Raw genomic sequence first — 19,708 nt, 5'->3', positions numbered from 1 at the left:
GTACGTGTGCTTGTCCTGCTGCCGCCTTCCGAAGGCAAGGCCTCGTCCGGTCGGGGTGCGCCGCTGAAGCTGGAGTCGTTGTCCCTGCCCGGGCTGAGCGAGGCCCGGGAGGCCGTGCTGAGTGAGCTGGTCGAGCTGTGCGGCGGCGACGAGGACAAGGCGCGGGACGTACTCGGGCTGAGTGAGGGGCTGCGCGGCGAGGTCGCCAAGAACGCCGGGCTGCGGACGGCGGGAGCGCGGCCGGCCGGGGAGATCTACACCGGCGTGCTGTACGACGCCCTCGACCTGGCGTCGCTGGACGCGGCGGCGAAGAAGCGGGCGGCCCGGTCGCTGCTCGTCTTCTCGGGGCTCTGGGGTGCGGTGCACGTCAACGACCGCATCCCCTCCTACCGCTGCTCGATGGGCGTGAAGCTGCCCGCCCTCGGTGCGCTCGGCGCGTACTGGCGGGCGCCGATGGCGGACGTGCTGCCCGAGGCGGCCGGGGACGGGCTGGTGCTGGATCTGCGGTCGTCGGCGTACGCGGCGGCGTGGCGGCCGAAGGGCGAGGTGGCCGGGCGGACGGCGACGGTACGGGTGCTGCACGCGCCGACCCGGAAGGTCGTCAGCCACTTCAACAAGGCGACGAAGGGGCGGATCGTACGGAGTCTGCTGACGGCGGGGGCGGCTCCCGGTGGGCCGGCCGAGCTGGTCGAGGCGCTGCGGGACCTCGGGTACGAGGTGGAGGTGGAGGCGCCGGCCAAGGCCGGGAAGACGTGGACGCTGGATGTGCTGGTGACGGACGTCCACTGAGCCCGACCGTCTACCCATTGCAGCATGCGCAACGACCTTTGCACATGCTGTTCACCGCGCGGCAGGATGAGGCCATGGCCTCTCCCCTGCCCGTCTCCGTGCTGGATCTCGCCCCCGTGGTTCCCGTCGTCGTCATCGAGGACGCCTCCGATGCCGTACCGCTGGCGCGGGCACTCGTCACCGGCGGGCTCCCCGCGATCGAGGTGACGCTGCGGACGCCGGCGGCGCTGGACGCGATCCGGGAGATCGCGGGTGCCGTGCCGGAGGCAGTGGTCGGAGCGGGGACCGTGATCACGCCGGCGCAGGTGACGGAGAGCGTGGCGGCCGGGGCGCGGTTTCTCGTGAGTCCCGGCTGGACGGACGTACTGCTGGGGGCGATGCGGGCGTCCGGGGTGCCGTTCCTGCCCGGGGTGTCCACCACGTCCGAGGTCGTGGCACTCCTTGAGCGCGGGGTGCGGGAGATGAAGTTCTTCCCGGCGCAGGCGGCGGGCGGCGGGCGGCGGGCGGCGGGCGGTACGGCATATCTGAGGTCGCTGGCGGGACCGTTGCCGCAGGCGCGGTTCTGTCCGACCGGAGGGATCGGACCCGCGACGGCTCCCGACTACCTCGCCCTGCCCAACGTCGGCTGCGTCGGCGGGAGTTGGATGCTTCCGGCGGACGCGGTGGCCGCGCGCGACTGGGGGCGGGTCGAGGCGCTGGCGCGGGAGGCAGCGGGGCTCAGGGGTTCAGGCGCGCAGGTGTGACGTGTCGTTGAAGAGCCGTACGCTCGCGTTGCCGTCGGCGTAGTACGCCACCGCCGAGAGGGAGGCCGCCGAGAGTTCCATGCGGAACAGGGACTCGGGTGGGGCGCCCAGGGCAAGGCGTACGAACGTCTTGATCGGGGTGACGTGCGAGACGAGGAGGACCGTGCGGCCCGTGTACGCCGCGATCAGCTTGTCGCGGGTGGCGGCGATGCGGGTCGCGGTCGCCGCGAAGCTCTCGCCGTCGCCGGTGGGGCGGGCCTCCGGGTCGGCCAGCCAGGCGGTGAGGTCGTCCGGGTAGCGCTCGCGGACCTCGCCGAAGGTGAGCCCCTCCCAGGCGCCGAAGTCGGTCTCGCGCAGCCCGTCGTCGACGGTCACGTCGAGGCCGAGGCGGGCGGCGACGATGCCGGCGGTCTCCCGGGTACGGGCGAGCGGCGACGCCACGATGGCCTGGATGGTGCCGCGCCGGGCGAGGGCGGCGCCCACGCGCTCGGCCTGCTCCCGGCCGATGTCGGAGAGGGACGGATCGGTACCGCCACTGCCGGAGAACCGCTTCTGGGGGGTGAGCGGCGTCTCCCCGTGCCGCAGCAGCACGAAGGTGGCCGGCGCCCCCATGTCGGCGGGAGCCCAGCCGGACGAGGGCGTGGCCACGGTGCGCGCGGCCCTGACATCGGCCGCTGCCTTCGCGGCGGCGTCTGTCGGCGGGCCGGACGGCTCGGGCTCCGCCGCGGTCACGGCGATCTCCTCGGTCACCGCGGCCGCCGCGGCCGCGTCCGTCACGGCGGCCGGCGCAGTCCTCGCGTCGGCCGCCTCCAGCTCCGCCGTGGAAGCCGCCGCCGACCACTGTTCCCCCCGCTTTCCGGCGTCCATCGCCTCGTTGGCCAGCCGGTCGGCGTGCTTGTTCTGCTCCCGGGGGATCCACTCGTACGTCACCTGCGTCGCCGGCAGGATCCGCGCCGCCTCGAACGCCAGCGGCTTCATGTCGGGGTGCTTGATCTTCCAGCGACCCGACATCTGCTCGATGACCAGCTTGGAGTCCATCCGGACGTGGACCGTGGCCGTCGGATCCAGCTCACGTGCGGCGCGCAGGCCGGCGAGCAGGCCCCGGTACTCGGCGACGTTGTTCGTGGCGATGCCGATGTACTCGGCCGCCTCGGCCAGCGTCTGACCCGTGGCCGCGTCGACGACCACGGCACCGTAGCCCGCCGGCCCCGGGTTGCCCCGTGAACCGCCGTCGGCCTCGACGATGAACTCCCGCACGACCCAAGCCCCTTACCGAAAACCCCGCACCGAAAGCCCCGTACCGAAAGCCCCTTGCCGAAAGCCCCTTGCCGACCTACAGGCCGGACTCGGAGGTGCGCACCAGAATCCGGCGGCAGTTCTCGCACCGCACCACCGTGTTCGGCGCCGCCGCGCGGATCTCGCTCAGCTCGGTGATGGCGAGCTCCTGACGGCAGCCCTGGCAGGTGCGCTGGTACAGCCTGGCCGCGCCGACGCCGCCCTGCTGCTGGCGCAGCTTGTCGTAGAGCTTGAGGAGGTCGGCCGGGACGGCGGCCGCGATGACCTCGCGCTCCTTCGTCACCGTCGCCACCTCGCCGTCGATCTCCTTGAACGCCGCGTCCCGGCGGGCGGTCGCGTCGTCGATCTTCGACTGGACGGAGCCGACGCGCTCGGTCAGCTCGGCGACCCGCTCCTGCGCGGACTCACGGCGCTCCATGACCTCCAGGACGATGTCCTCCAGGTCGCCCTGGCGCTTGGCGAGGGAGGCGATCTCGTGCTGGAGGTTCTCCAGGTCCTTCGGGGAGGTGATGGCGCCGGAGTCCAGGCGCTGCTGGTCGCGGGCGGCGCGCTGGCGCACCTGGTCCACGTCCTGCTCGGCCTTGGTCTGCTCGCGGGCGCAGTCGCTCTCCTCGGTCTGCGCGGCCACGAGCAGGTCACGCAGCTGCGTGTGGTCCTTGCTCAGCGTCTCGATCTCGGCGTGCTCCGGCAGCGACTTCCGCTTGTGCGCGAGCTGCTGGAGACGGACGTCGAGGGCCTGGACGTCGAGGAGGCGGATCTGGTCGGCGGGCTCGGCGTTCAGTTGGGGGCTCCAGATGTCGAGTGGGAGGGGGCGCGCGAAGCGCTCGTTGGAAGGGTGGTGGCGGGCGACGGGTGGGCGGTGGATGCCGCGTGGGCGGTCCAGGGGTCGGTGACCGTCTTCGAGACGTGGACGCGCAGGTCCCATCCGTTGCGGTCGGAGATCTCGTCGAGCTGGGCGGCGGCCAGCTCGCACCAGGGCCATTCGGTGGCCCAGTGCGCCGCGTCGAGCAGCGCGAGAGGACTGTGGGCGACGGCCTCGGACGCCGGGTGGTGGCGGAGGTCCGCGGTGAGGAAGGCGTCGACGCCGGCGGCGCGCACCTGGTCGAAGAGGCTGTCGCCGGAGCCGCCGCTGACGGCGATGGTGCGGACCGTCGCCTCGGGGTCGCCGGCCACGCGGATGCCCTGTGCGGTGGCGGGCAGCCGTTCGGCGGCGCGGGCGGCGAGTTCGCGGACGGTGACCGGGTGGTCGAGCTCGCAGACGCGGCCCAGGCCGCGGCGGCCGTCCGGGTCGGTCGGGTCCGGCACCAGCGGTCGCACGACCCGCAGATCGAGCGCACCGGCCAGCGCGTCACTGACTCCCGGGTCGGCCGTGTCCGCGTTGGTGTGCGCGACGTGCAGCGCGATGTCGTTCTTGATCAGGGTGTGGACGACCCGGCCCTTGAAGGTGGAGGCGGCGACCGTCGTCGTCCCGCGCAGGTAGAGCGGGTGGTGGGTGACCAGCAGGTCGGCGCCCAGTTTCACCGCCTCGTCCACGATCTCCTGGACCGGGTCGACGGCGAACAGGACCCGGGAGACCTCCTGGTCGGGGTCGCCCACGACGGTGCCGACCGCGTCCCAGGACTCGGCCCGCTCGGCGGGCCACAGGTTCTCCAGCGCGGCGATGACTTCAGACAGACGGGGCACGAGGGCAAGGCTACCTGGCTGGTCCGTACGGCTGTACCGGTGCCGGAGCCGCTCGCGTCCTGCGCGGATCGCGTCCGTGGCCGGCTACTGGCCACCCCGTGGCCGCGACCGGCCCGGCTCAGCACAATCCCCCCGTTTCCTCAGGCGAATCGTTCCTCGGCCACCCCTTTGTGTGAAAGGGGGACCCCGCCGATCCCACGCCTGTGCGTGCGAAAACTAGCTTCGTCACTGGAGGTGACCGGACCATGACGGCCTGTGCAATCGAGCCCGCGGCGGAGCATGAGGACGACGATGTGCCTCGGGCGGTATGCACCATCACGGCGGACGGTTCCTACGCCGCCCGTCTCGCGCTGGACGGCGACTGCTGGTTCCCGGAGCGCTGGACCCTGGACGGCCCCGAGCCCTACGCCGTGCCGCTGCCCGCCCACCAGCCGGAGGAGCCCGGCACCGAGGTGCAGCCCATGGGCGACGGCCGGGTCCTCATCCGCCGCCCCACCGACGGACGGCACATCTTCTCGCTGCTCTACCCGACCGGGCCCGGCACCGGTGAGCTGCCGCTGGGCGCGGTCCAGTGCCCGGACGAGGGGACCCGGCTGCGGATGCTGCCCCCGGCGCCGGGCGGCGACAAGGCGTACGCCCTCGCGGCGGGCCGGCGCTCCAGCGCGGTGTGGCTGGTGGCGGGGGGCGCCTTCGGGCCGGAGCAGGTCGCGGAGGTCCCGGGGCGCTGCTCGGGCGGGGTGTGGCTGGACCGGGGCGGGCGGATGCTGGCGCTCGACCGGGGGTCCGGGGGCCGCACGAAGGCCGTCGTGGTCGATCTGGAGCGGGGCGGCGAGGTGTCGCCGCTGCTGCAGATCGCGGACGACAGCGACGACCGGCTGCTGCTCGCCGACCCGGACAGCGGGCTGCTGCTGATCCGCTCGGACGCGCCCTCGCCGGGGCGGGAACGGTTGGGCTGGGGGGTGCTGGGCAGCACCCTGCCGGTGCGCTTCCCGGAGTGCCTGCGGGTGCCCGACTGCGCGGTGACGCCGTTCGCGATCCAGCCGGGGCAGGTGCTGACGCCGGAGAGCTGCGGGGTGGCGCTGCGCATCGACGGGCCGGTCGGGAGCTGGGTGGGTGTGTGGCGGCCGGCCGAGCGCCGGGTACGTCATCTTCCGGCGCCCGAGGGGTGGTTGGCGGGGGCCGGGCTGTGGTCGCGGGACGGGGTGCTGCAACTGCCGTACACGACGAGGGCGGTGCCCTGTGGAGTAGCGCGGTGGGAGGCGCCCCAAAGGGGCGCGGGGCCGGATTCGAATTGCGGCTGCCGCCGCGCGGGCGCGACAAGCCACGACGGCGCCGCGGAGGGCCAACGGCATGACGCGGCACCCACGGAGGCCCCCTCGGTCCCCGCGGCGACGCGCCCCGTGCCGTTGCAGCAAGCGCCGTTGGGTGGTCTTGTAACGAAGTAGTGGCGGTTGGCGTGGCCGCCTGGATTCGGCCCGTGGTCGTCTGGTTAAACTCGCCCGGCTGTAAGAAAGATCATGTTGACGGGGTGAGTTTTCCGATGAGTAACGCCAGCACGACCCAGCCGGGGCCGGCCGACGTTCACGACGTTCACAAGGCCTCCGGCCACGGCAGGCACCGGGGTCCCGTCTCGGCCCACGACAGCGAGGCGGCTCCCCGCGGCCGTCACCGCAAGCCGGTCGAGGAGACCGAGACGGCGGCCTGACGCCGCGCGCCGGCAACGGCATACGGCCCTGTCCCCCTGCGGGACGGGGCCGTTCCCGTTTCGTCCCCGTCCCGTTCCCGTCTCTACGTCCTCTTCAGGCCCAGCGCCTCCACCGCACCGAAGGTCTCCCCCTGCGGCCGGTCCGCGTAGTGCGGACCGAGTACGGCGTCCAGCTCGTCGTACGTGAAGGCCTCCTGCTTGCTGTCGAACTTCGCGGCGACCCGCGGCCGTTCGACGATCGCGACCATGCCGCCGTGCACGACGAGCAGCTGGCCGTTGATCCGGGCGGCGGCGGGCGAGGCCAAGTAGCCGACGAGTGGGGCGACATGCTCGGGAGCGAGCGGGTCCAGGCCGTGGTCCGGCTGGTCGAGGCCCGCGAAGACGTCCTCGGTCATACGGGTCCGGGCGCGTGGGCAGATGGCGTTCGCCGTCACGCCGTACTTGGCGAGCGCGAGGGCCGTGGAGGTGGTGAGCCCGACGATTCCGCCCTTGGCCGCCGCGTAGTTGGGCTGTCCCGCGGAACCCGCGAGGAACGCCTCCGACGAGGTGTTCACGACTCGCCCGTAGACCGGCCCTCCCGCCGCCTTGGACCGCTCGCGCCAGTGCGCGGCGGCGAAGCGGATGGTGTTGAAGTGGCCCTTGAGGTGGACCCGGATCACCGAGTCCCACTCCTCCTCCGCCATGGAGAAGACCATGCGGTCGCGCAGGATGCCCGCGTTGTTGACCAGGATGTCCAGCTTGCCGAACTCGGCGATCGCCAACTCGACCAGCTGACCGGCCTGTTGGAAGTCGGCGACGTCCCCGGTGTGGGCGAGCGCCCTGCCGCCCGCCTTCCGTATCTCGGCGGCGACCTCCTCGGCGGGCCCGGTGGAGGCCTCGCCCGAGCCGTCCCGGCCCGGCTGCCCGTAGTCGTTGACGACGACGGCCGCGCCGAGCCGGGCGAGTTCGAGCGCCTCGGCCCGGCCCAGACCGCGGCCGGCGCCGGTGACGATGGCGGACAGTCCCTGGAGTGGCAATGACATCGACGTCCCTTCGCAGGCGGTGGGTTCAGATCTCGATGCACGTACGCAGCGCCGTGCCCGTCCGCATCTGGTCCAGGGCCTCGTTGACGTCGGCCAGCGGCACGCGGTGGGTGATCAGGCCGGCGAGGTCGATGCGGCCCGCGCGCCAGAGCGCGATCGTCCGCTCGTAGGAGCGCAGGACGTCTCCGCCGCCGTACATGGACGGCAGGATCCGCTTCTCGTCGAAGAACAGCTCGAACATGTTGAGCTGGAGGAAGTCGTCCATCGCTCCGGCGCCCACGACCACGAGTGTGCCGCCGCGCCGGGTGGTCTCGTAGGCCGTGCGGGCGGTGGCGGACTTGCCGACGACCTCGAAGACGTAGTCGAAGCCCTCGCCGGCGGTGACCTGCTGCTTGGCGTCGGCCAGCTCGTCCGGCGAAACGGCCCTGGTGGCCCCGAACCTGAGCGCGGACTCCCGGCGCGAGGCGACCGGGTCGACGGCGACGATCTCGGCGGCCCCCTTGAGCCGGGCGCCCTGGATCGCGGAGATCCCGACGCCGCCGCAGCCGATGACGGCGACCGACGAACCGGCCTCCACGTCCGCGGTGTTGAGTGCGGCGCCGAGCCCCGTGGTCACCCCGCAGCCGATGAGGGCGGCGATGTCGAAGGGCACGTCGTCGGGGATCGGCACCGCGCATCCGGCGTCGACGACGACCTCCTCGGCGAAGGTACCGGTACCGGCGAAGCCGAAGACGTCCGACGGAGTGCCGCCGGGGCGCTTGAAGTTGGGGGCGCCGGCGTTCATGAACCCGGCCAGGCACAGCTCGGTCTGGCCGCGCTTGCAGGCGGGACAGGCGCCGCAGGCGGGCAGCCAGCAGACGACGACCCGGTCGCCGGGCTTCAGGCGGCTCACGCCCTCCCCGACTTCGACGATCTCGCCCGCGCCCTCGTGACCGGGCACGAACGGCCCCGGCTGCGGAAGCACCCCCGCCATCGCGGACAGGTCCGAGTGGCACAGCCCGGTCGCCCGCACCCGGACCCTCACCTTGCCGGGCCCGAAGCCCACCGCCTCGACGTCGTCGAGGACCTCGAGCTTGTCCTGACCGATCTCGTGCAGTACGGCTGCTCGCATGGTGCGGCTCCCCTCGTACGGCGTTCTGGACTCAGGTGTGTTCGACGACGTCAGATACGTCCGACGTCCGGTGGGTTCGACGTCAGGTGCGTCCGATCCGGCGTGTTCGACGTCAGGCGTGCTCGACGTCAGGTGCGTCCGGCATCAGGCGTGCTCGACGACGGTGTCGGCGAGGACGGGCGCGTCGTCCCGCTCGACCGCGCTCACGGCCACCCGGACGGCGTCGCCCTCCTGCCGCCACATGCGGATGCGCAGGGTCTCCCCCGGGTACACGACCCCGGCGAACCGGGTGGTGTACGAGCGCACCCGGGTCACGTCCCCGCCGAGCAGCGTGTCGACGACCGCCTTGAGGGTCATGCCGTAGGTGCACAGCCCGTGCAGGATGGGCCGCTCGAAACCGGCGACCTTGGCGAACTCCGGGTCGGCGTGCAGCGGGTTCCAGTCGCCGGACAGGCGGTACAGCAGGGCCTGGTCCTCACGGACGGGCCGCTCGACGGTCCGGGTGGGCTCGCCGACGGGGGGTTCGAGACGGGCGGACGGTCCCCGGTCACCGCCCCAACCGCCCTCTCCGCGGACGAAGATCTGGGCGTCGTTGGTCCACAGCGGGCCGTCGGCGTCCGCGACGTCGGTGCGCATCACGAGCACGGCCGCCTTGCCCTTGTCGTAGACGGCGGCGATGCGGCCGGTGGCGGTCGCGGTGCCCTCGGCCGGGATGGGCCGGTGGATCGTCAGCGTCTGCCCGCCGTGCAGGACGCGGGCGAGGTCGACCTCGATGCCGGGCATGGACAGGCCGTTGATCACGCCGGGCGAGCCGGAGCCCGCGACGGTGGCGAAGCTCGGCAGGACGTGCAGCCGGGACTCCAGGGTGTAGCGCAGCTCGTCGGGGTCGGTCGCCGGGGTGCCCGCTCCGATACCGAGGTGGTAGAGCTGCACGTCCTTGGAGGTCCAGGTGATCTCGCCCGTCCGGGGCTCTGCTGCGACGGCCTTGGCCGCGTCGATGGGCATGGGGCTCCTGAAGGCTCGCTCTTGGGATCGGAGACCTCGGTACGGCCGTCCGCACCGTCGGCCGCACCGAGGTCGTCACGGGCCGTTCTAGAACGCGTTCCAGTCCGGCGCCCCCTGTATAGCCGAGCGCCCCGCACTTGTGAAGGCTCCTGACGATTCATCAGATCGCGCCTCTCGATCCAGCCCCCTCGCCGCCGGAGGCTGTGAGCCCAGTGGCGACTTCGAGCCACATTCACGGATTCCTTCATGGGTTGCCTCACCGGCCCCTTCACGGATTCGCCTGCCGTTCATGGCGGTCGGCCAAACCACCGATCGCCGCTATCCGGTCATCAACTCCCTTGCGATCACGCCTCGTTGTATGCCCCGGCGGTAGACTGGCCCGGGCCCAGTCAACGGGTTCCGAGTCATCGGACTCCGCGCCAACGGACTCCGATGAGCCAGGACGACGCGCAGGGGGATGCACATGAACCACTTGGGCCACGCCGGTTCCGCCGCGTGGTTATCCGGGGCCCGCTCCCTGAGCGGCTTTCCGCGGTTACGGCCTCAGTGCATGGACATGGGCCGTCCGGGTGGCGTGTGCACTTTCTCCCACGGGATCCGGATGCCGATGTTCTGACAGAACTCGGAAGGATCGTCCTTGTCTGCTCCGTCGCCGGTGTGCAATCACCGGGTCTTCGTCGTTGTCATCGTTGCCCTGTTGTCGATCATCGCGGGCATCGTCGTCGGAATCCTCATGAGCGCAGGAGGCGCCGGACTCCCCACAGCGCTCATCGGGGGAGGGGGCGGCTTCGTCTCCTCCGTGACCGTGAGTCTGCTCATCACGAACGCCGTCGGTCTGACGTGATCGTGACGGGTGGCGCCCCTCGATAACCGGTTCCCCCGGCAACCGGTTCCGGCCGGGGTGGCGCCACCCCGCTCTCACCAGGCCCGTTCCCCATACGCTGGACCTGTGAACGAGACGCCCCGGGACCACCGGCCCGCCAAGTCCATCAGGGTCCTGCTCGCCGAGGACCAGGGCATGGCACGCGGGGCGCTCGCCTTACTACTCGGGATGGAGCCGGACATCGAGGTCGTGGCGCAGGTGTCGGCCGGGGACGCCCTCGTGGACACCGCCCTCGCCTACCGCCCGGACGTCGCCCTCCTCGACCTCGAACTCCCGGTCCTCAGCAGGCTGGACGCCGCGGCCGAGCTGCGCGACCAGGTCCCCGACTGCCGCGTACTGATCCTGACGACGTACGGCCGCCCCGGACATCTGCGCCGGGCCATGGAGGCGGGAGCCGCCGGTTTCCTGGTGAAGGACGGCCCGGTGGAGGAACTGACGGTCGCCATCCGCCGCGTCCTGACCGGCGAGACGGTGATCGACCCGGCCCTCTCGGCGGCTGCCCTCAGCACCGGCCCCAACCCGCTCACCGCCCGCGAGTGCGAGGTCCTCGACGCCTCGGCGGACGGCGCGACGGTCGCCGACATCGCCGGCAAGCTCCACCTCTCCGAGTCGACGGTCCGCGACCACTTCTCCTCCGCGATCGGCAAGACGGGCACCCGCGACCGGACGGAGGCGCTGCGGGAGGCACGTCGGCAGGGGTGGCTGTAGCCCCCGCCGCCCATGCGGGCCTCTCCGCTCCCTCTCCCTACTCCGACACATACGCCGCCTTGGCCACCGTGTCATCCGGCGCCAGGCACACGAACCAGTTCACCGGGGAGCCGTCCACCGGGCGGATCACCTGGTCGTCGGTGTTGATGTCGTAACCCGCCGGCACCCTGCGTACGTCGGTCATCGTGCCGTCCTGCCAGGTGCAGGTAACGGTCCGGGCGGTCTTGCCGACCTGGCCGATCACCAGGCGGTTGGGGCCTTCGGAGTCCGGGTCCAGCGGGAGTGCGGCGGTCTCGATGTCCCTGCCGGACATGCTGCTGTCCTCCTTGGTGAACACGTCCAGCATGGTGATCTGCGGCTCGGCGCCGGCGCCGTAGGTCCGGGCCACGAAGAACGCCTTCTTGCCGATCAGTTCGGAGGGCTTGTCCACCGGCCGGCCGCCGTAGGTGGCCATCGCCGCCCACTGGGCCTGTGCCTCCGCCGCGTCCCTCGGCGCACCCCACACATCGATCGTGACCCACCACTCCTTGCCGTGGTCATTGCCGGTCGCGATCGTGGATCGCTGCGGCACATACACATGCCGGTCCTCCGCCGACGGTGGCTGCGTCGCCACGTGGGAGCCCCTGCTCCCGTCCCCGCCCGGCAGTCCCGCCAGGGCCAGCGTCCCCGTCGATCCGACCAGCACCAGCGCCGTGGCCGTCGCCACCGCCCAGCGGCGGGCCCTGCGGCGGCGGCCGCCCCGGATCACCGCCTGGTAGGGGGCTATGCCGATTTCCACCTCGTCCGCGGCGTCGGCCAGCATGAGGGCGATGTCCGTGTGGGTCATGTCGTGACTGGTCATGCCGTGGTTCGTCTCCCGGTCCGCGCTCATCGCTTACGCCCTCCCTGCGTCACCATCTCGGCCAGTCCCGGTATGGCGCGGAGTTTCGCGATCCCCTTGGCCGCGTTGCTCTTCACCGCGCCGACGGAGCAGCCCATCGCCTCCGCCGTCTGCGTCTCGGTCAGGTCCTCCCAGTACCGCAGGACCACCGCCTCCCGCTGCCGTGGCGGCAGTTGGGCGAGCGCCGACAGCAGGGCACTGCGGTCATCGGCCTGGGCGATGCGGTCACCGGTGTCCGCCACCTCGCGCACCAGGCCGGAGTCGTCCTTCGGCGCGAGGAACTCCCTGAGCCTTCTGCGGTGTTTGCGTGCGTGCGCGTTGATCATCACGCGCCGTACATACGCCTCCGGGTCGTCGGCCGAGCCGACACTGCGCCAGGCCACGTAGACCCGCTCCAGCGTCGACTGAACCAGATCCTCCGCGGCGTGCTGCTCCCCCGTGAGGAGAAATGCCGTCCGCATCAGCCGCGGCCAGCGGCCGATGACAAAGCTCTGGAACTCCGAGTCCCGAGCCGCCTTGCGATCCCCCATGGGCACCTCCCTAGATATTCAAAGGAGTCCATGAGCCTCCCGGACCGTTGCCTCAGGACGCGGATCTTTTTCTCGGCAGCCACAGCAGCATCAGCAGCGCCCCCGCCACGAGCACCACCGCCGACGTACGAAACACCAACGCGTACCCGTCCGTCAGCGCCTGCGGCACCCCGCTCCCCGCCGAATGCGAATGCACTGAATGCGCTGAATCTCCCGCAAGCCCCGAACGCGCCGCCGCCAGCGTCGACATGACCGCGAGCCCCAGCGAACCCCCCATCGTGCGCGAGGTGTTGACCAGCCCCGACACCAGCCCGGCCTCACCCGGCTGTGCCCCCGCCGTGGCCAGCGCCGCGAGGGGGGTCGCCCCCAGACCCGCGCCCAGCATCATCAGGATCCCCGGCACCATGATCGAGATGACGTACGCGCCCTGCACGTCCATGGTCGACTGCCAGCCGAAGCCGACAGCCGCGACGACCGTGCCCAGCACCGCCACGTTGCGCGCGCCCAGCACCGGCATGAGCCGCGGCGCGAGCTTGGAGCCGACGAGCACGGCCAGCGAGCTCGGCACCAGCGCCAGGCCGGCCTCCAGCGGGGTGTAGCCGAGGACGTTCTGCGCGTACAGCGTCATGAAGAACCACATGCAGAACATCGCCGACCCGCACAGGAACATCGCCACGTTCGCCGACGACACCGCCCGCACCCGGAACAGCCCGAGCGGCATCAGCGGAGCCGCCGTACGCGACTCCACGACGAGGAAGACACCGAGCAGGGCCGGGCCCGCGAGCAGGGGTACGACCGTGGCGGCCGCCGACCAGCCCGAGGCCTCCGTCTGCGAAATGCCGTACGCCAGCGTCGCCAGCCCGGCCGTCACCAGCACCGCCCCAGGCAGATCCAGCCGCCGCCCGTCCCCGGCCCGGCCCTCCGCGAGCCACCACACGGCACCGGCCAGCACCACCGCGCCCACCGGCACGTTGATCAGCAGCACCCAGCGCCACGACAGCACATCCACCAGCACCCCGCCGACGAGCCCGCCCGCCGCGCCACCGCCCGCGCCGACGGCGGTCCACGTTCCGATCGCCCGCGCCCGCGCCGCCCCCTCCGGGACCGCCGCCGTCAGGATCGTGAGCGTCGAGGGCGCCAGCACCGCCGCGCCCAGCCCCTGCACGGCCCGCGCGACCAACAGCTGCCAGTCCTGCTGGGCCAGCCCGCCGGCCAGCGAGGCCAGGGTGAACAGACCGAGCCCGACGAGGAACATCCGCTTACGGCCGTACAGATCGCCTGCCCGCCCGCCGAGCAGCATGAACCCCGCGAAGGCGATCGCGTACGCGTTCACCACCCATTGCAGGCCTTGCGCGCTCAGCCCCAGATCGGCCCGCATCGACGGCAGCGCCACGTTCACGACGGACACGTCGAGCACGACCAGGAACTGCCCGGCGCAGGCGAGAGTCAGCACCAGCCAGGTGGGCGGTACGGTGCGGCGGGAGGCGCGGGAGACGTCGGCGGCTTCGAGCATGGGTGTCATGCTCTCAACGACCGACGCTCCTGGCATCGGGAATTCGGTCTAGGACCATTCCGTGAGGGTCCAGGCCAGGTCCAGGCCCGTTCCCAAGCCCCTTGGCCCGTTGCCCAAGAAAAGGTCAAAAATCGTTAGCTGGCCAAAGCATCGGAATAGTTGCCCAGGCACACCGGGTTGATCCCTCACATGACACAAACGACCAACGACCAGCCCACCGGCAGAGCGACCTCCGACGCCACTGGCACCACCCGCACCTCCGGCGCCCTCGTCCCGGTCCTCGCCTTCGCGGGCATCGTTGTCGCGGTGATGCAGACCCTGCTCGTCCCGGTCATCAAGGACCTGCCGCAGCTGCTGGACACCACGCCCAGCAACGCCACCTGGGTCCTGACCTCGACGCTGCTCTCGGGCGCCGTCGCCACCCCGATCATGGGCCGCCTCGGGGACCTCTACGGCAAGCGGCGCATGCTGATATCCAGCCTGGCGGTGATGGTGGCCGGCGCTCTGATCAGCGCGTTCACCAGCACCCTCCTCCTCATGATCGCCGGACGCACCCTCCAGGGCTTCGCGATGGGCGCGATCCCGCTCGGCATCGGCCTCATGCGCGACATGCTGCCCCGCGAACGGCTCGGCTCGGCGATGGCCCTGATGAGCTCCTCGATCGGCGTCGGCGGCGGACTCGCGCTGCCCGCCGCGGCCCTGGTCGCCCAGCACGCAGACTGGCACGCCCTCTTCTACGGCGCCGCCGGCCTCGGTGTCCTCGCCATCGTCCTCACCCTCCTCGTCGTACCGGAGTCCAAGGTCCGCGCGGAAGGCTCCTTCGACACACTCGGCGCACTCGGCCTCTCCGCCGGCCTCGTCCTCTTCCTCCTGCCGATCACCAAGGGCAGCGACTGGGGCTGGACGTCGGGCAGCACGCTCGGCATGTTCGCCGCGTCGGCCGCCGTCCTCCTCCTCTGGGGCGTCTACGAGCTGCGCACCCAGGCCCCCCTCGTCGACCTGCGCACCACGGCCCGCCCGGCGGTCCTCTTCACCAACCTCGCGTCGATCATGGTCGGGGTCTCCTTCTACGTCGTCTCGCTCGTCCTCCCCCAGCTCCTCCAGCTCCCGAAGGAGACGGGCTACGGCCTCGGCCAGTCGATGGTCGTGGCAGGCCTGCTGGTTGCCCCGCTGGGCCTGACGATGATGTTCACCGCCCCTGTCTACGCCCGCCTCTCCGCGAAGTACGGCCCCAAGGTCACCCTCATCCTCGGCCTGCTGATCATCGCCATCGGCTACGGCGCCGGCCTCGGCCTGATGAGCGCCCCCTGGCAGAGCCTCGTCATCTCGGTTGTCCTCGGCGCGGGTATCGGCCTGGCCTACTCCTCCCTCCCCGCCCTGATCGTCGGCGCCGTCCCGGCCTCGGAGACGGGCGCGGCGAACGGCCTCAACACCCTGATGCGCTCCATCGGTACGTCCGTGTCGAGCGCCGTCATCGGCATAGTGCTGGCCAACACCGCGAACAACGTCGGCGGCGTCGAGATCCCGACGATGCACGGCTTCCGCATCTCCTTCCTGATCGCGACCGCCGCGGTCGCCGTAGGCCTGCTCCTGGCCCTCTTCCTCCCTAAGCAGCGCCCGGCCGCCGCCCACCCCCAGCTGCGCGCCAGCAGCGAGGAGGACGCCAACCTGGAGCGCGCCGAGCAGGTCCTGCGCGGCTTCCGCGGCCGCGTCCTGGACGCCGGCGGCACCCCCGTCCCCCGCGCCAAAGTGACCCTGATCGACCGCCGGGGCCGCCAGGCCGGCGCGACGCTCTCCGAGCAGGACGGCAGCTACGCCCTCGCCGTCCCCGCCCAGGGCTCCTACGTCCTGGCCGCCCGGGCCGACGGCCACGCCCCGCTCGCCTCGTCGGCGACGCACGCGGGCGACGACAGCGCGGTGGACGTGGACCTGGCGCTGCCGGCGGAGACGGTCACGGCCTGAGATCCACGCACGGCCTGAGATCCACGCCACGCGTACCCCCTGTCGCTTCGGCGTCAGGGGGTACGACAGCATGGGCGCCCTGACGTACGCACGACCGAAAGGACCCCCATGCCCCCGGCCCCCAAGCCCAAGATTCTGGCCGCGTTCGAGGCGGCGAAGGGCTTCATGCCCGTGGGCGAGGGGCTCGCGCTCTACGCGGCGGCGCTGGAGGCCGGGCTCCTCGGCCTCCCCCTACTGGAGGTCGGCACGTACTGCGGCCGCTCCACGATCCTCCTCGCCGACGCCGCCCGCCAGGCCGGGGTGACGGCCCTCACGGTCGACCACCATCGCGGCAGCGAGGAGCAGCAGCCGGGCTGGGACTACCACGACCCGGAGACGGTCGACCCCGAGATCGGCCTGATGGACACACTGCCCACCTTCCGCCGCACGCTGCACAAGGCGGACCTTGAGGAGCACGTCGTCGCCCTGGTCGGCCGCTCCCCGCAGGTGGCGAAGGTCTGGGGCACCCCCCTCGGCCTGGTCTTCATCGACGGCGGCCACACCGACGAGCACGCGAACGCCGACTACGAGGGCTGGGCCCCGCATGTCGCCGAGGGCGGCCTGCTCGTCATCCACGACGTGTTCCCGGACCCGGAGGACGAGTTCACGGGCCAGGCGCCATACCGCGTATACCTGCGGGCGCTGAAGTCCGGGGCGTTCACGGAGGTGTCGGTCACGGACTCGCTGCGGGTCCTGAAGCGGACGGGGTCGGAAATCTGAAAGGCGTCTGACAGGGGCCTGAACTACGGCGCCGCTCGACCGCGCCTTCCCGGCACAGGGTGTGGTCGGCCCGTATGGTGGCAGGCGTGTCGTACGTAGGTCCGGACTTCGATCCTCCCCAGCCCCGCCGCAGCCGCCGCCGCGCCCTGACCGTCGCGCTCGCCGCCCTCCTGCCAGGAGCCCTGCTCGGTTGGGTGTTGTACGAGGCGGTGGGCGACCCCGGCGACGGAGATGCGTCGGGCACCGCGGCCGGACGGCCGTCGGCCACCACGCCGACGATCTCCGGGACGAGCGACGACAAGCCGCCGGGCCCGACCCCCGCCACCGACTCCACAGCCGCCGGCCCCCTCCAGGGCAAGGTCGTCGTCATCGACCCGGGCCACAACCCCAACAACTTCCAGCACACGTCCGAAATCAACCGCAAGGTGAACATCGGCACGAACTGGAAGGAATGCGATACGACGGGGACGTCCACCAACGACGGTTACACCGAGGCCGAATTCACACTGGACGTCGCCCACCGCCTGCGCACGCTGCTGCGGAAGCAGGGCGCCACGGTCAAGTTCACCCAGGACGGCGACCGTTCCTGGGGCCCCTGCATCGACGAGCGGGCCGAGATCGGCAACAAAGCGCACGCCGACGCCGTCGTCTCCCTCCACGCGGACGGCGCGGGCGCCGGCCAACGGGGCTTCCACGTCATCCTCCCGGCCAAGGTGAACGCAGGCGCCGCGAACACCGGCCCGATCGTCACCCCCTCCCGCGACCTCGGCGAGCGCATCGCGGGCTCCTTCGTCCGCGCGACGGGCAGCGCACCGTCCAACTACGTCGGCGACGGCACCGGACTCGTCACGCGTGAGGATCTTGGCGGTCTCAATCTGTCAACGGTTCCCAAGGTGTTCATCGAGTGCGGCAACATGCGCGATAGCAAGGACGCGGCGTTGCTCACCAGTGGCGCTTGGCGGCAGAAGGCGGCGCGAGGGATCTCTGAGGGGATTGTGAGTTTCCTGCGCGGGTAGTGATCGGCGGGCCGATCCCGGCGGACACCCTCGTCGGTCGGACGATAAGGTCGTCCTTACGATGAGGGGCCACCCCCGCGCTTCACACCGGGGCCTGACGGCGACATGGTGACAGCGACGCCTCCAGCGATGCCGATGTTGAGACGACTGACGAAGGACCTCCTGAAGTGAATATCCGCTCCCTCACTCGAGGCGACGGCGTGGTGATCGGAGCAGCGGTGTTGCTGTTCATCGCGTCGTTCCTCCAGCTCTACTCCGCCTCCGGGTACGACCTTGACATCACCGCGTGGGACAACCTCCGAGACGGCCTCGGCATCTACATGGGCGGGGTCATCGGTGGCGCCCTGATCGTCGTCAACCGCCTCCTGCCCCAGCCGCGCAAGGTCGCCGGGCTGGACCTCGGAACAGTCGGTGCGGCATTCACGATTCTCACCGCGTGGAGCCTCTTCTGGACGCTGGTGGACGTTCCCGAGGGCGGCAGCGCCGCCGCCGGGCTGATCCTCGGCTTCCTCGCCGCCCTGCTCCTCGCCGCCGGCGCCGTCGCCGCCCCCCTCGTCCCCGCCCTCCAGGCCGCCCTCATCCCGGCCCCCCGCCCCGCCGCCCCCCAGCCCTACGGCGCCCAGCCGCCCGGCGGTTACGGCTACCCCGGCGCCCAGCAGCCGCAGCAGCCCTACGGTGGCCAGCCGCAGCCCGGGCAGCCGTTCGGTGGGCAGCCGCAGCAGGCCCAGCAGCCGCAGCAGCAGCCGACGCCCGCCGCGGACTTCTCGCCGTTCTGGTTCGCCGTGCCCGTGGCGCGGCCGCTGTTCGCGGAGGACGGTTCGCCGACCCCGATCGCCGAGCTCGCGCCGGGCACCTGGTACCTGGCCGTCGAGCAGCGCGGCCCGGCCCTGGTCGCGCAGACGCAGGACGGGCGCCGTGGCGTGCTGCAGGACACGTCGGGCATCCAGCGCGGCTGAGCCTTCGTAGCCGTAAGACAAGCCGTACGACGGCCCCTCACCCTTCCCGGTGAGGGGCCGTCGTCGTACAGTCGCAAGCCTCCACGCAGAGCTGACACACCGTCAGCAACTTGTCAGGACCCGTCAGGAGGCAGACATGCGGCTCGGGCTCGCACTCGGCTACTGGGGTCGCGGCCCCTCCGCGGACCACGTACCGCTCGCCCAGGAGGCCGAGCGGCTCGGCTACGACTCCGTGTGGACCGCCGAATCCTGGGGCTCCGACGCCTTCACCCCGCTCACCTGGGTCGCCGCGCGGACCTCAAGGATCAAGCTCGGTACGGCGGTTGCCCAGATGGCCGCCCGCTCCCCCACCGCCACCGCCATGCATGCCCTCACCCTCGACCACCTCTCCGGCGGGCGCATGATGCTCGGGCTCGGGTTGTCGGGGCCGCAGGTGGTGGAGGGGTGGTACGGGCGGCCGTTCCCCACCTCACCGCTGACCGCCACGCGCGAGTACGTCGATGTCGTACGGCAAGTGCTGCGGCGCGAGGCACCCGTCGAGCTCGACGGGCGTTTTCACTCCCATCCGTACCGCGGTCCGGACTCCACCGGTATCGGTAAGGCTCTGAAGTCGATCACCCACCCCCTCCGGTCCGACCTTCCCGTCCTCCTCGGTGCCGAGGGCCCGAAGAACGTCGCCCAGACCATCCGTATCGCCGACGGCTGGCTGCCGTTGTACTGGTCGCCGAACAGGACCGACGTCTACGGGGACGCGGTGCGCGACCTCCCGCAGGGCTTCCTCGTCGCCCCCATGGCCCACGTCCAGGTCTGCGACGACGTCTCCGAGGGTCTCCTCCCGGTCAAGGTCATGCTCGGGTTCTACATCGGCGGCATGGGCCACGCGGCCCGCAACTTCCACGCCGACCTGATGGCACGGATGGGGTACGAGGAGGAAGCCCGGCGAATTCAGCGGCTGTTCCTGGACGGCCGCCGCGAGAAGGCCGTCCTGGCCGTCCCCGACGCCTTCGCCGACGAGATCTCCCTCGTCGGGCCTCGTGAACGCATCGCCGAGCGGCTGGAGTTGTGGCAGAAGGGGCCGGTGACCGACCTGCTGGCGCTGGCGCCCGATCCGCACTCCCTGCGGGTGCTCGCCGAGCTCAACACGTGA

General features: G+C 71.7%; 20 protein-coding genes. 11 read left to right on the top strand and 9 right to left on the bottom strand.

The window, feature by feature from the left end; translation table 11 throughout:
- Window positions 1-6 precede the first annotated feature (6 nt).
- Window positions 7-789: a peroxide stress protein YaaA gene (yaaA, locus tag QQM39_RS32535; protein WP_302001116.1), complete on the top strand. Its 783-nt coding sequence runs from the start codon at window positions 7-9 to the stop codon at window positions 787-789.
- 74 nt (window positions 790-863) lie between these two features.
- Window positions 864-1,532 carry a bifunctional 4-hydroxy-2-oxoglutarate aldolase/2-dehydro-3-deoxy-phosphogluconate aldolase gene (eda, locus tag QQM39_RS32530; protein ID WP_302001115.1) on the top strand — a complete coding sequence of 223 codons (669 nt, stop codon included), beginning with the start codon at window positions 864-866 and terminating at the stop codon, window positions 1,530-1,532.
- Here the strand turns inward: eda and QQM39_RS32525 are convergent.
- The 3 genes from QQM39_RS32525 to QQM39_RS32515 all read right to left on the bottom strand — a co-directional run bounded on the left by QQM39_RS32525 (window position 1,515) and on the right by QQM39_RS32515 (window position 4,511).
- On the bottom strand, window positions 1,515-2,789 hold the full coding sequence (locus tag QQM39_RS32525) for a bifunctional RNase H/acid phosphatase (RefSeq protein ID WP_302001114.1): 1,275 nt from the start codon (window positions 2,787-2,789) through the stop codon (window positions 1,515-1,517). The genes eda and QQM39_RS32525 overlap by 18 nt on opposite strands.
- Window positions 2,790-2,865: 76 nt before the next feature.
- Window positions 2,866-3,609 (bottom strand): zinc ribbon domain-containing protein, encoded by a 744-nt coding sequence (locus QQM39_RS32520; RefSeq protein WP_302003806.1) that lies wholly within the window; start codon window positions 3,607-3,609, stop codon window positions 2,866-2,868.
- Window positions 3,606-4,511 (bottom strand): Nif3-like dinuclear metal center hexameric protein, encoded by a 906-nt coding sequence (locus QQM39_RS32515; RefSeq protein WP_302001113.1) that lies wholly within the window; start codon window positions 4,509-4,511, stop codon window positions 3,606-3,608. The genes QQM39_RS32520 and QQM39_RS32515 overlap by 4 nt, the downstream gene beginning before the upstream one ends.
- A 245-nt stretch (window positions 4,512-4,756) precedes the next feature.
- Between QQM39_RS32515 and QQM39_RS32510 the strand changes: the two genes are divergently transcribed.
- Both QQM39_RS32510 and QQM39_RS32505 read left to right on the top strand, forming a co-directional pair.
- A complete protein-coding gene (locus QQM39_RS32510) occupies window positions 4,757-5,956 on the top strand; it encodes a hypothetical protein (protein ID WP_302001112.1) in 1,200 nt (399 codons plus the stop codon).
- Between the two features lie 95 nt (window positions 5,957-6,051).
- On the top strand, window positions 6,052-6,216 hold the full coding sequence (locus QQM39_RS32505) for a hypothetical protein (RefSeq protein WP_302001111.1): 165 nt from the start codon (window positions 6,052-6,054) through the stop codon (window positions 6,214-6,216).
- A gap of 83 nt (window positions 6,217-6,299) precedes the next feature.
- On the opposite strand, the gene QQM39_RS32500 is transcribed toward QQM39_RS32505, so the two are convergent.
- The 3 genes from QQM39_RS32500 to QQM39_RS32490 all read right to left on the bottom strand — a co-directional run bounded on the left by QQM39_RS32500 (window position 6,300) and on the right by QQM39_RS32490 (window position 9,354).
- Window positions 6,300-7,238 carry a 3-oxoacyl-ACP reductase gene (locus tag QQM39_RS32500; RefSeq protein ID WP_302001110.1) on the bottom strand — a complete coding sequence of 313 codons (939 nt, stop codon included), beginning with the start codon at window positions 7,236-7,238 and terminating at the stop codon, window positions 6,300-6,302.
- 25 nt (window positions 7,239-7,263) lie between these two features.
- On the bottom strand, window positions 7,264-8,349 hold the full coding sequence (locus tag QQM39_RS32495) for a Zn-dependent alcohol dehydrogenase (protein WP_302001109.1): 1,086 nt from the start codon (window positions 8,347-8,349) through the stop codon (window positions 7,264-7,266).
- Between the two features lie 144 nt (window positions 8,350-8,493).
- Window positions 8,494-9,354 (bottom strand): MaoC/PaaZ C-terminal domain-containing protein, encoded by an 861-nt coding sequence (locus tag QQM39_RS32490; RefSeq protein ID WP_302001108.1) that lies wholly within the window; start codon window positions 9,352-9,354, stop codon window positions 8,494-8,496.
- A gap of 637 nt (window positions 9,355-9,991) precedes the next feature.
- On the opposite strand from QQM39_RS32490, the gene QQM39_RS32485 reads away from it, so the two are divergent.
- Together QQM39_RS32485 and QQM39_RS32480 are read left to right on the top strand one after the other, a co-directional pair.
- Entirely contained in the window at window positions 9,992-10,198 is a 207-nt protein-coding gene (locus QQM39_RS32485) for a hypothetical protein (RefSeq protein ID WP_302001107.1), read from the top strand.
- Window positions 10,199-10,303: 105 nt separating this feature from the next.
- The gene (locus tag QQM39_RS32480; protein WP_302001106.1) at window positions 10,304-10,945 is read left to right on the top strand and encodes a response regulator transcription factor; all 642 of its coding nucleotides are present in this window, start codon (window positions 10,304-10,306) and stop codon (window positions 10,943-10,945) included.
- Window positions 10,946-10,982: 37 nt separating this feature from the next.
- On the opposite strand, the gene QQM39_RS32475 is transcribed toward QQM39_RS32480, so the two are convergent.
- Genes QQM39_RS32475 through QQM39_RS32465 form a run of 3 tightly spaced genes read right to left on the bottom strand, consistent with a single transcriptional unit; the run spans window position 10,983 to window position 13,868 of the window.
- On the bottom strand, window positions 10,983-11,816 hold the full coding sequence (locus QQM39_RS32475; RefSeq protein ID WP_302001105.1) for a hypothetical protein: 834 nt from the start codon (window positions 11,814-11,816) through the stop codon (window positions 10,983-10,985).
- The gene (locus QQM39_RS32470; protein WP_302001104.1) at window positions 11,813-12,355 is read right to left on the bottom strand and encodes a SigE family RNA polymerase sigma factor; all 543 of its coding nucleotides are present in this window, start codon (window positions 12,353-12,355) and stop codon (window positions 11,813-11,815) included. The genes QQM39_RS32475 and QQM39_RS32470 overlap by 4 nt, the downstream gene beginning before the upstream one ends.
- Window positions 12,356-12,407: 52 nt before the next feature.
- Window positions 12,408-13,868 carry an MFS transporter gene (locus QQM39_RS32465; RefSeq protein WP_302001103.1) on the bottom strand — a complete coding sequence of 487 codons (1,461 nt, stop codon included), beginning with the start codon at window positions 13,866-13,868 and terminating at the stop codon, window positions 12,408-12,410.
- A 189-nt stretch (window positions 13,869-14,057) separates the two neighbouring features.
- Between QQM39_RS32465 and QQM39_RS32460 the strand changes: the two genes are divergently transcribed.
- From QQM39_RS32460 to QQM39_RS32440, 5 genes are all read left to right on the top strand, one after another.
- The gene (locus QQM39_RS32460) at window positions 14,058-15,830 is read left to right on the top strand and encodes an MFS transporter (protein WP_302001102.1); all 1,773 of its coding nucleotides are present in this window, start codon (window positions 14,058-14,060) and stop codon (window positions 15,828-15,830) included.
- A gap of 108 nt (window positions 15,831-15,938) precedes the next feature.
- Window positions 15,939-16,589: a class I SAM-dependent methyltransferase gene (locus QQM39_RS32455; RefSeq protein ID WP_302001101.1), complete on the top strand. Its 651-nt coding sequence runs from the start codon at window positions 15,939-15,941 to the stop codon at window positions 16,587-16,589.
- A gap of 86 nt (window positions 16,590-16,675) precedes the next feature.
- Window positions 16,676-17,605 carry an N-acetylmuramoyl-L-alanine amidase gene (locus QQM39_RS32450; protein WP_302001100.1) on the top strand — a complete coding sequence of 310 codons (930 nt, stop codon included), beginning with the start codon at window positions 16,676-16,678 and terminating at the stop codon, window positions 17,603-17,605.
- Between the two features lie 167 nt (window positions 17,606-17,772).
- Window positions 17,773-18,561, top strand: a complete 789-nt coding sequence (locus tag QQM39_RS32445) for a DUF5336 domain-containing protein (RefSeq protein WP_302001099.1) — start codon at window positions 17,773-17,775, stop codon at window positions 18,559-18,561.
- 136 nt (window positions 18,562-18,697) lie between these two features.
- A complete protein-coding gene (locus tag QQM39_RS32440; RefSeq protein WP_302001098.1) occupies window positions 18,698-19,708 on the top strand; it encodes an LLM class F420-dependent oxidoreductase in 1,011 nt (336 codons plus the stop codon).

It is taken from the genome of Streptomyces sp. DT2A-34, from assembly GCF_030499515.1.
GTDB lineage: Bacteria > Actinomycetota > Actinomycetes > Streptomycetales > Streptomycetaceae > Streptomyces.
This window is presented reverse-complemented; position numbering and strand designations above follow the sequence as displayed.

Bases quoted from the DNA above. Each gene is read 5' to 3' on its own strand.
- QQM39_RS32490 (WP_302001108.1), bottom strand. From the start codon at position 9,354: ATGCCCATCGACGCGGCCAAGGCCGTCGCAGCAGAGCCCCGGACGGGC.
- QQM39_RS32460 (WP_302001102.1), top strand. From the start codon at position 14,058: ATGACACAAACGACCAACGACCAGCCCACCGGCAGAGCGACCTCCGAC.
- QQM39_RS32505 (WP_302001111.1), top strand. From the start codon at position 6,052: ATGAGTAACGCCAGCACGACCCAGCCGGGGCCGGCCGACGTTCACGAC.
- QQM39_RS32470 (WP_302001104.1), bottom strand. From the start codon at position 12,355: ATGGGGGATCGCAAGGCGGCTCGGGACTCGGAGTTCCAGAGCTTTGTC.
- QQM39_RS32475 (WP_302001105.1), bottom strand. From the start codon at position 11,816: ATGAGCGCGGACCGGGAGACGAACCACGGCATGACCAGTCACGACATG.
- QQM39_RS32455 (WP_302001101.1), top strand. From the start codon at position 15,939: ATGCCCCCGGCCCCCAAGCCCAAGATTCTGGCCGCGTTCGAGGCGGCG.
- eda (WP_302001115.1), top strand. From the start codon at position 864: ATGGCCTCTCCCCTGCCCGTCTCCGTGCTGGATCTCGCCCCCGTGGTT.
- QQM39_RS32440 (WP_302001098.1), top strand. From the start codon at position 18,698: ATGCGGCTCGGGCTCGCACTCGGCTACTGGGGTCGCGGCCCCTCCGCG.
- QQM39_RS32465 (WP_302001103.1), bottom strand. From the start codon at position 13,868: ATGCTCGAAGCCGCCGACGTCTCCCGCGCCTCCCGCCGCACCGTACCG.
- QQM39_RS32495 (WP_302001109.1), bottom strand. From the start codon at position 8,349: ATGCGAGCAGCCGTACTGCACGAGATCGGTCAGGACAAGCTCGAGGTC.
- QQM39_RS32500 (WP_302001110.1), bottom strand. From the start codon at position 7,238: ATGTCATTGCCACTCCAGGGACTGTCCGCCATCGTCACCGGCGCCGGC.
- QQM39_RS32510 (WP_302001112.1), top strand. From the start codon at position 4,757: ATGACGGCCTGTGCAATCGAGCCCGCGGCGGAGCATGAGGACGACGAT.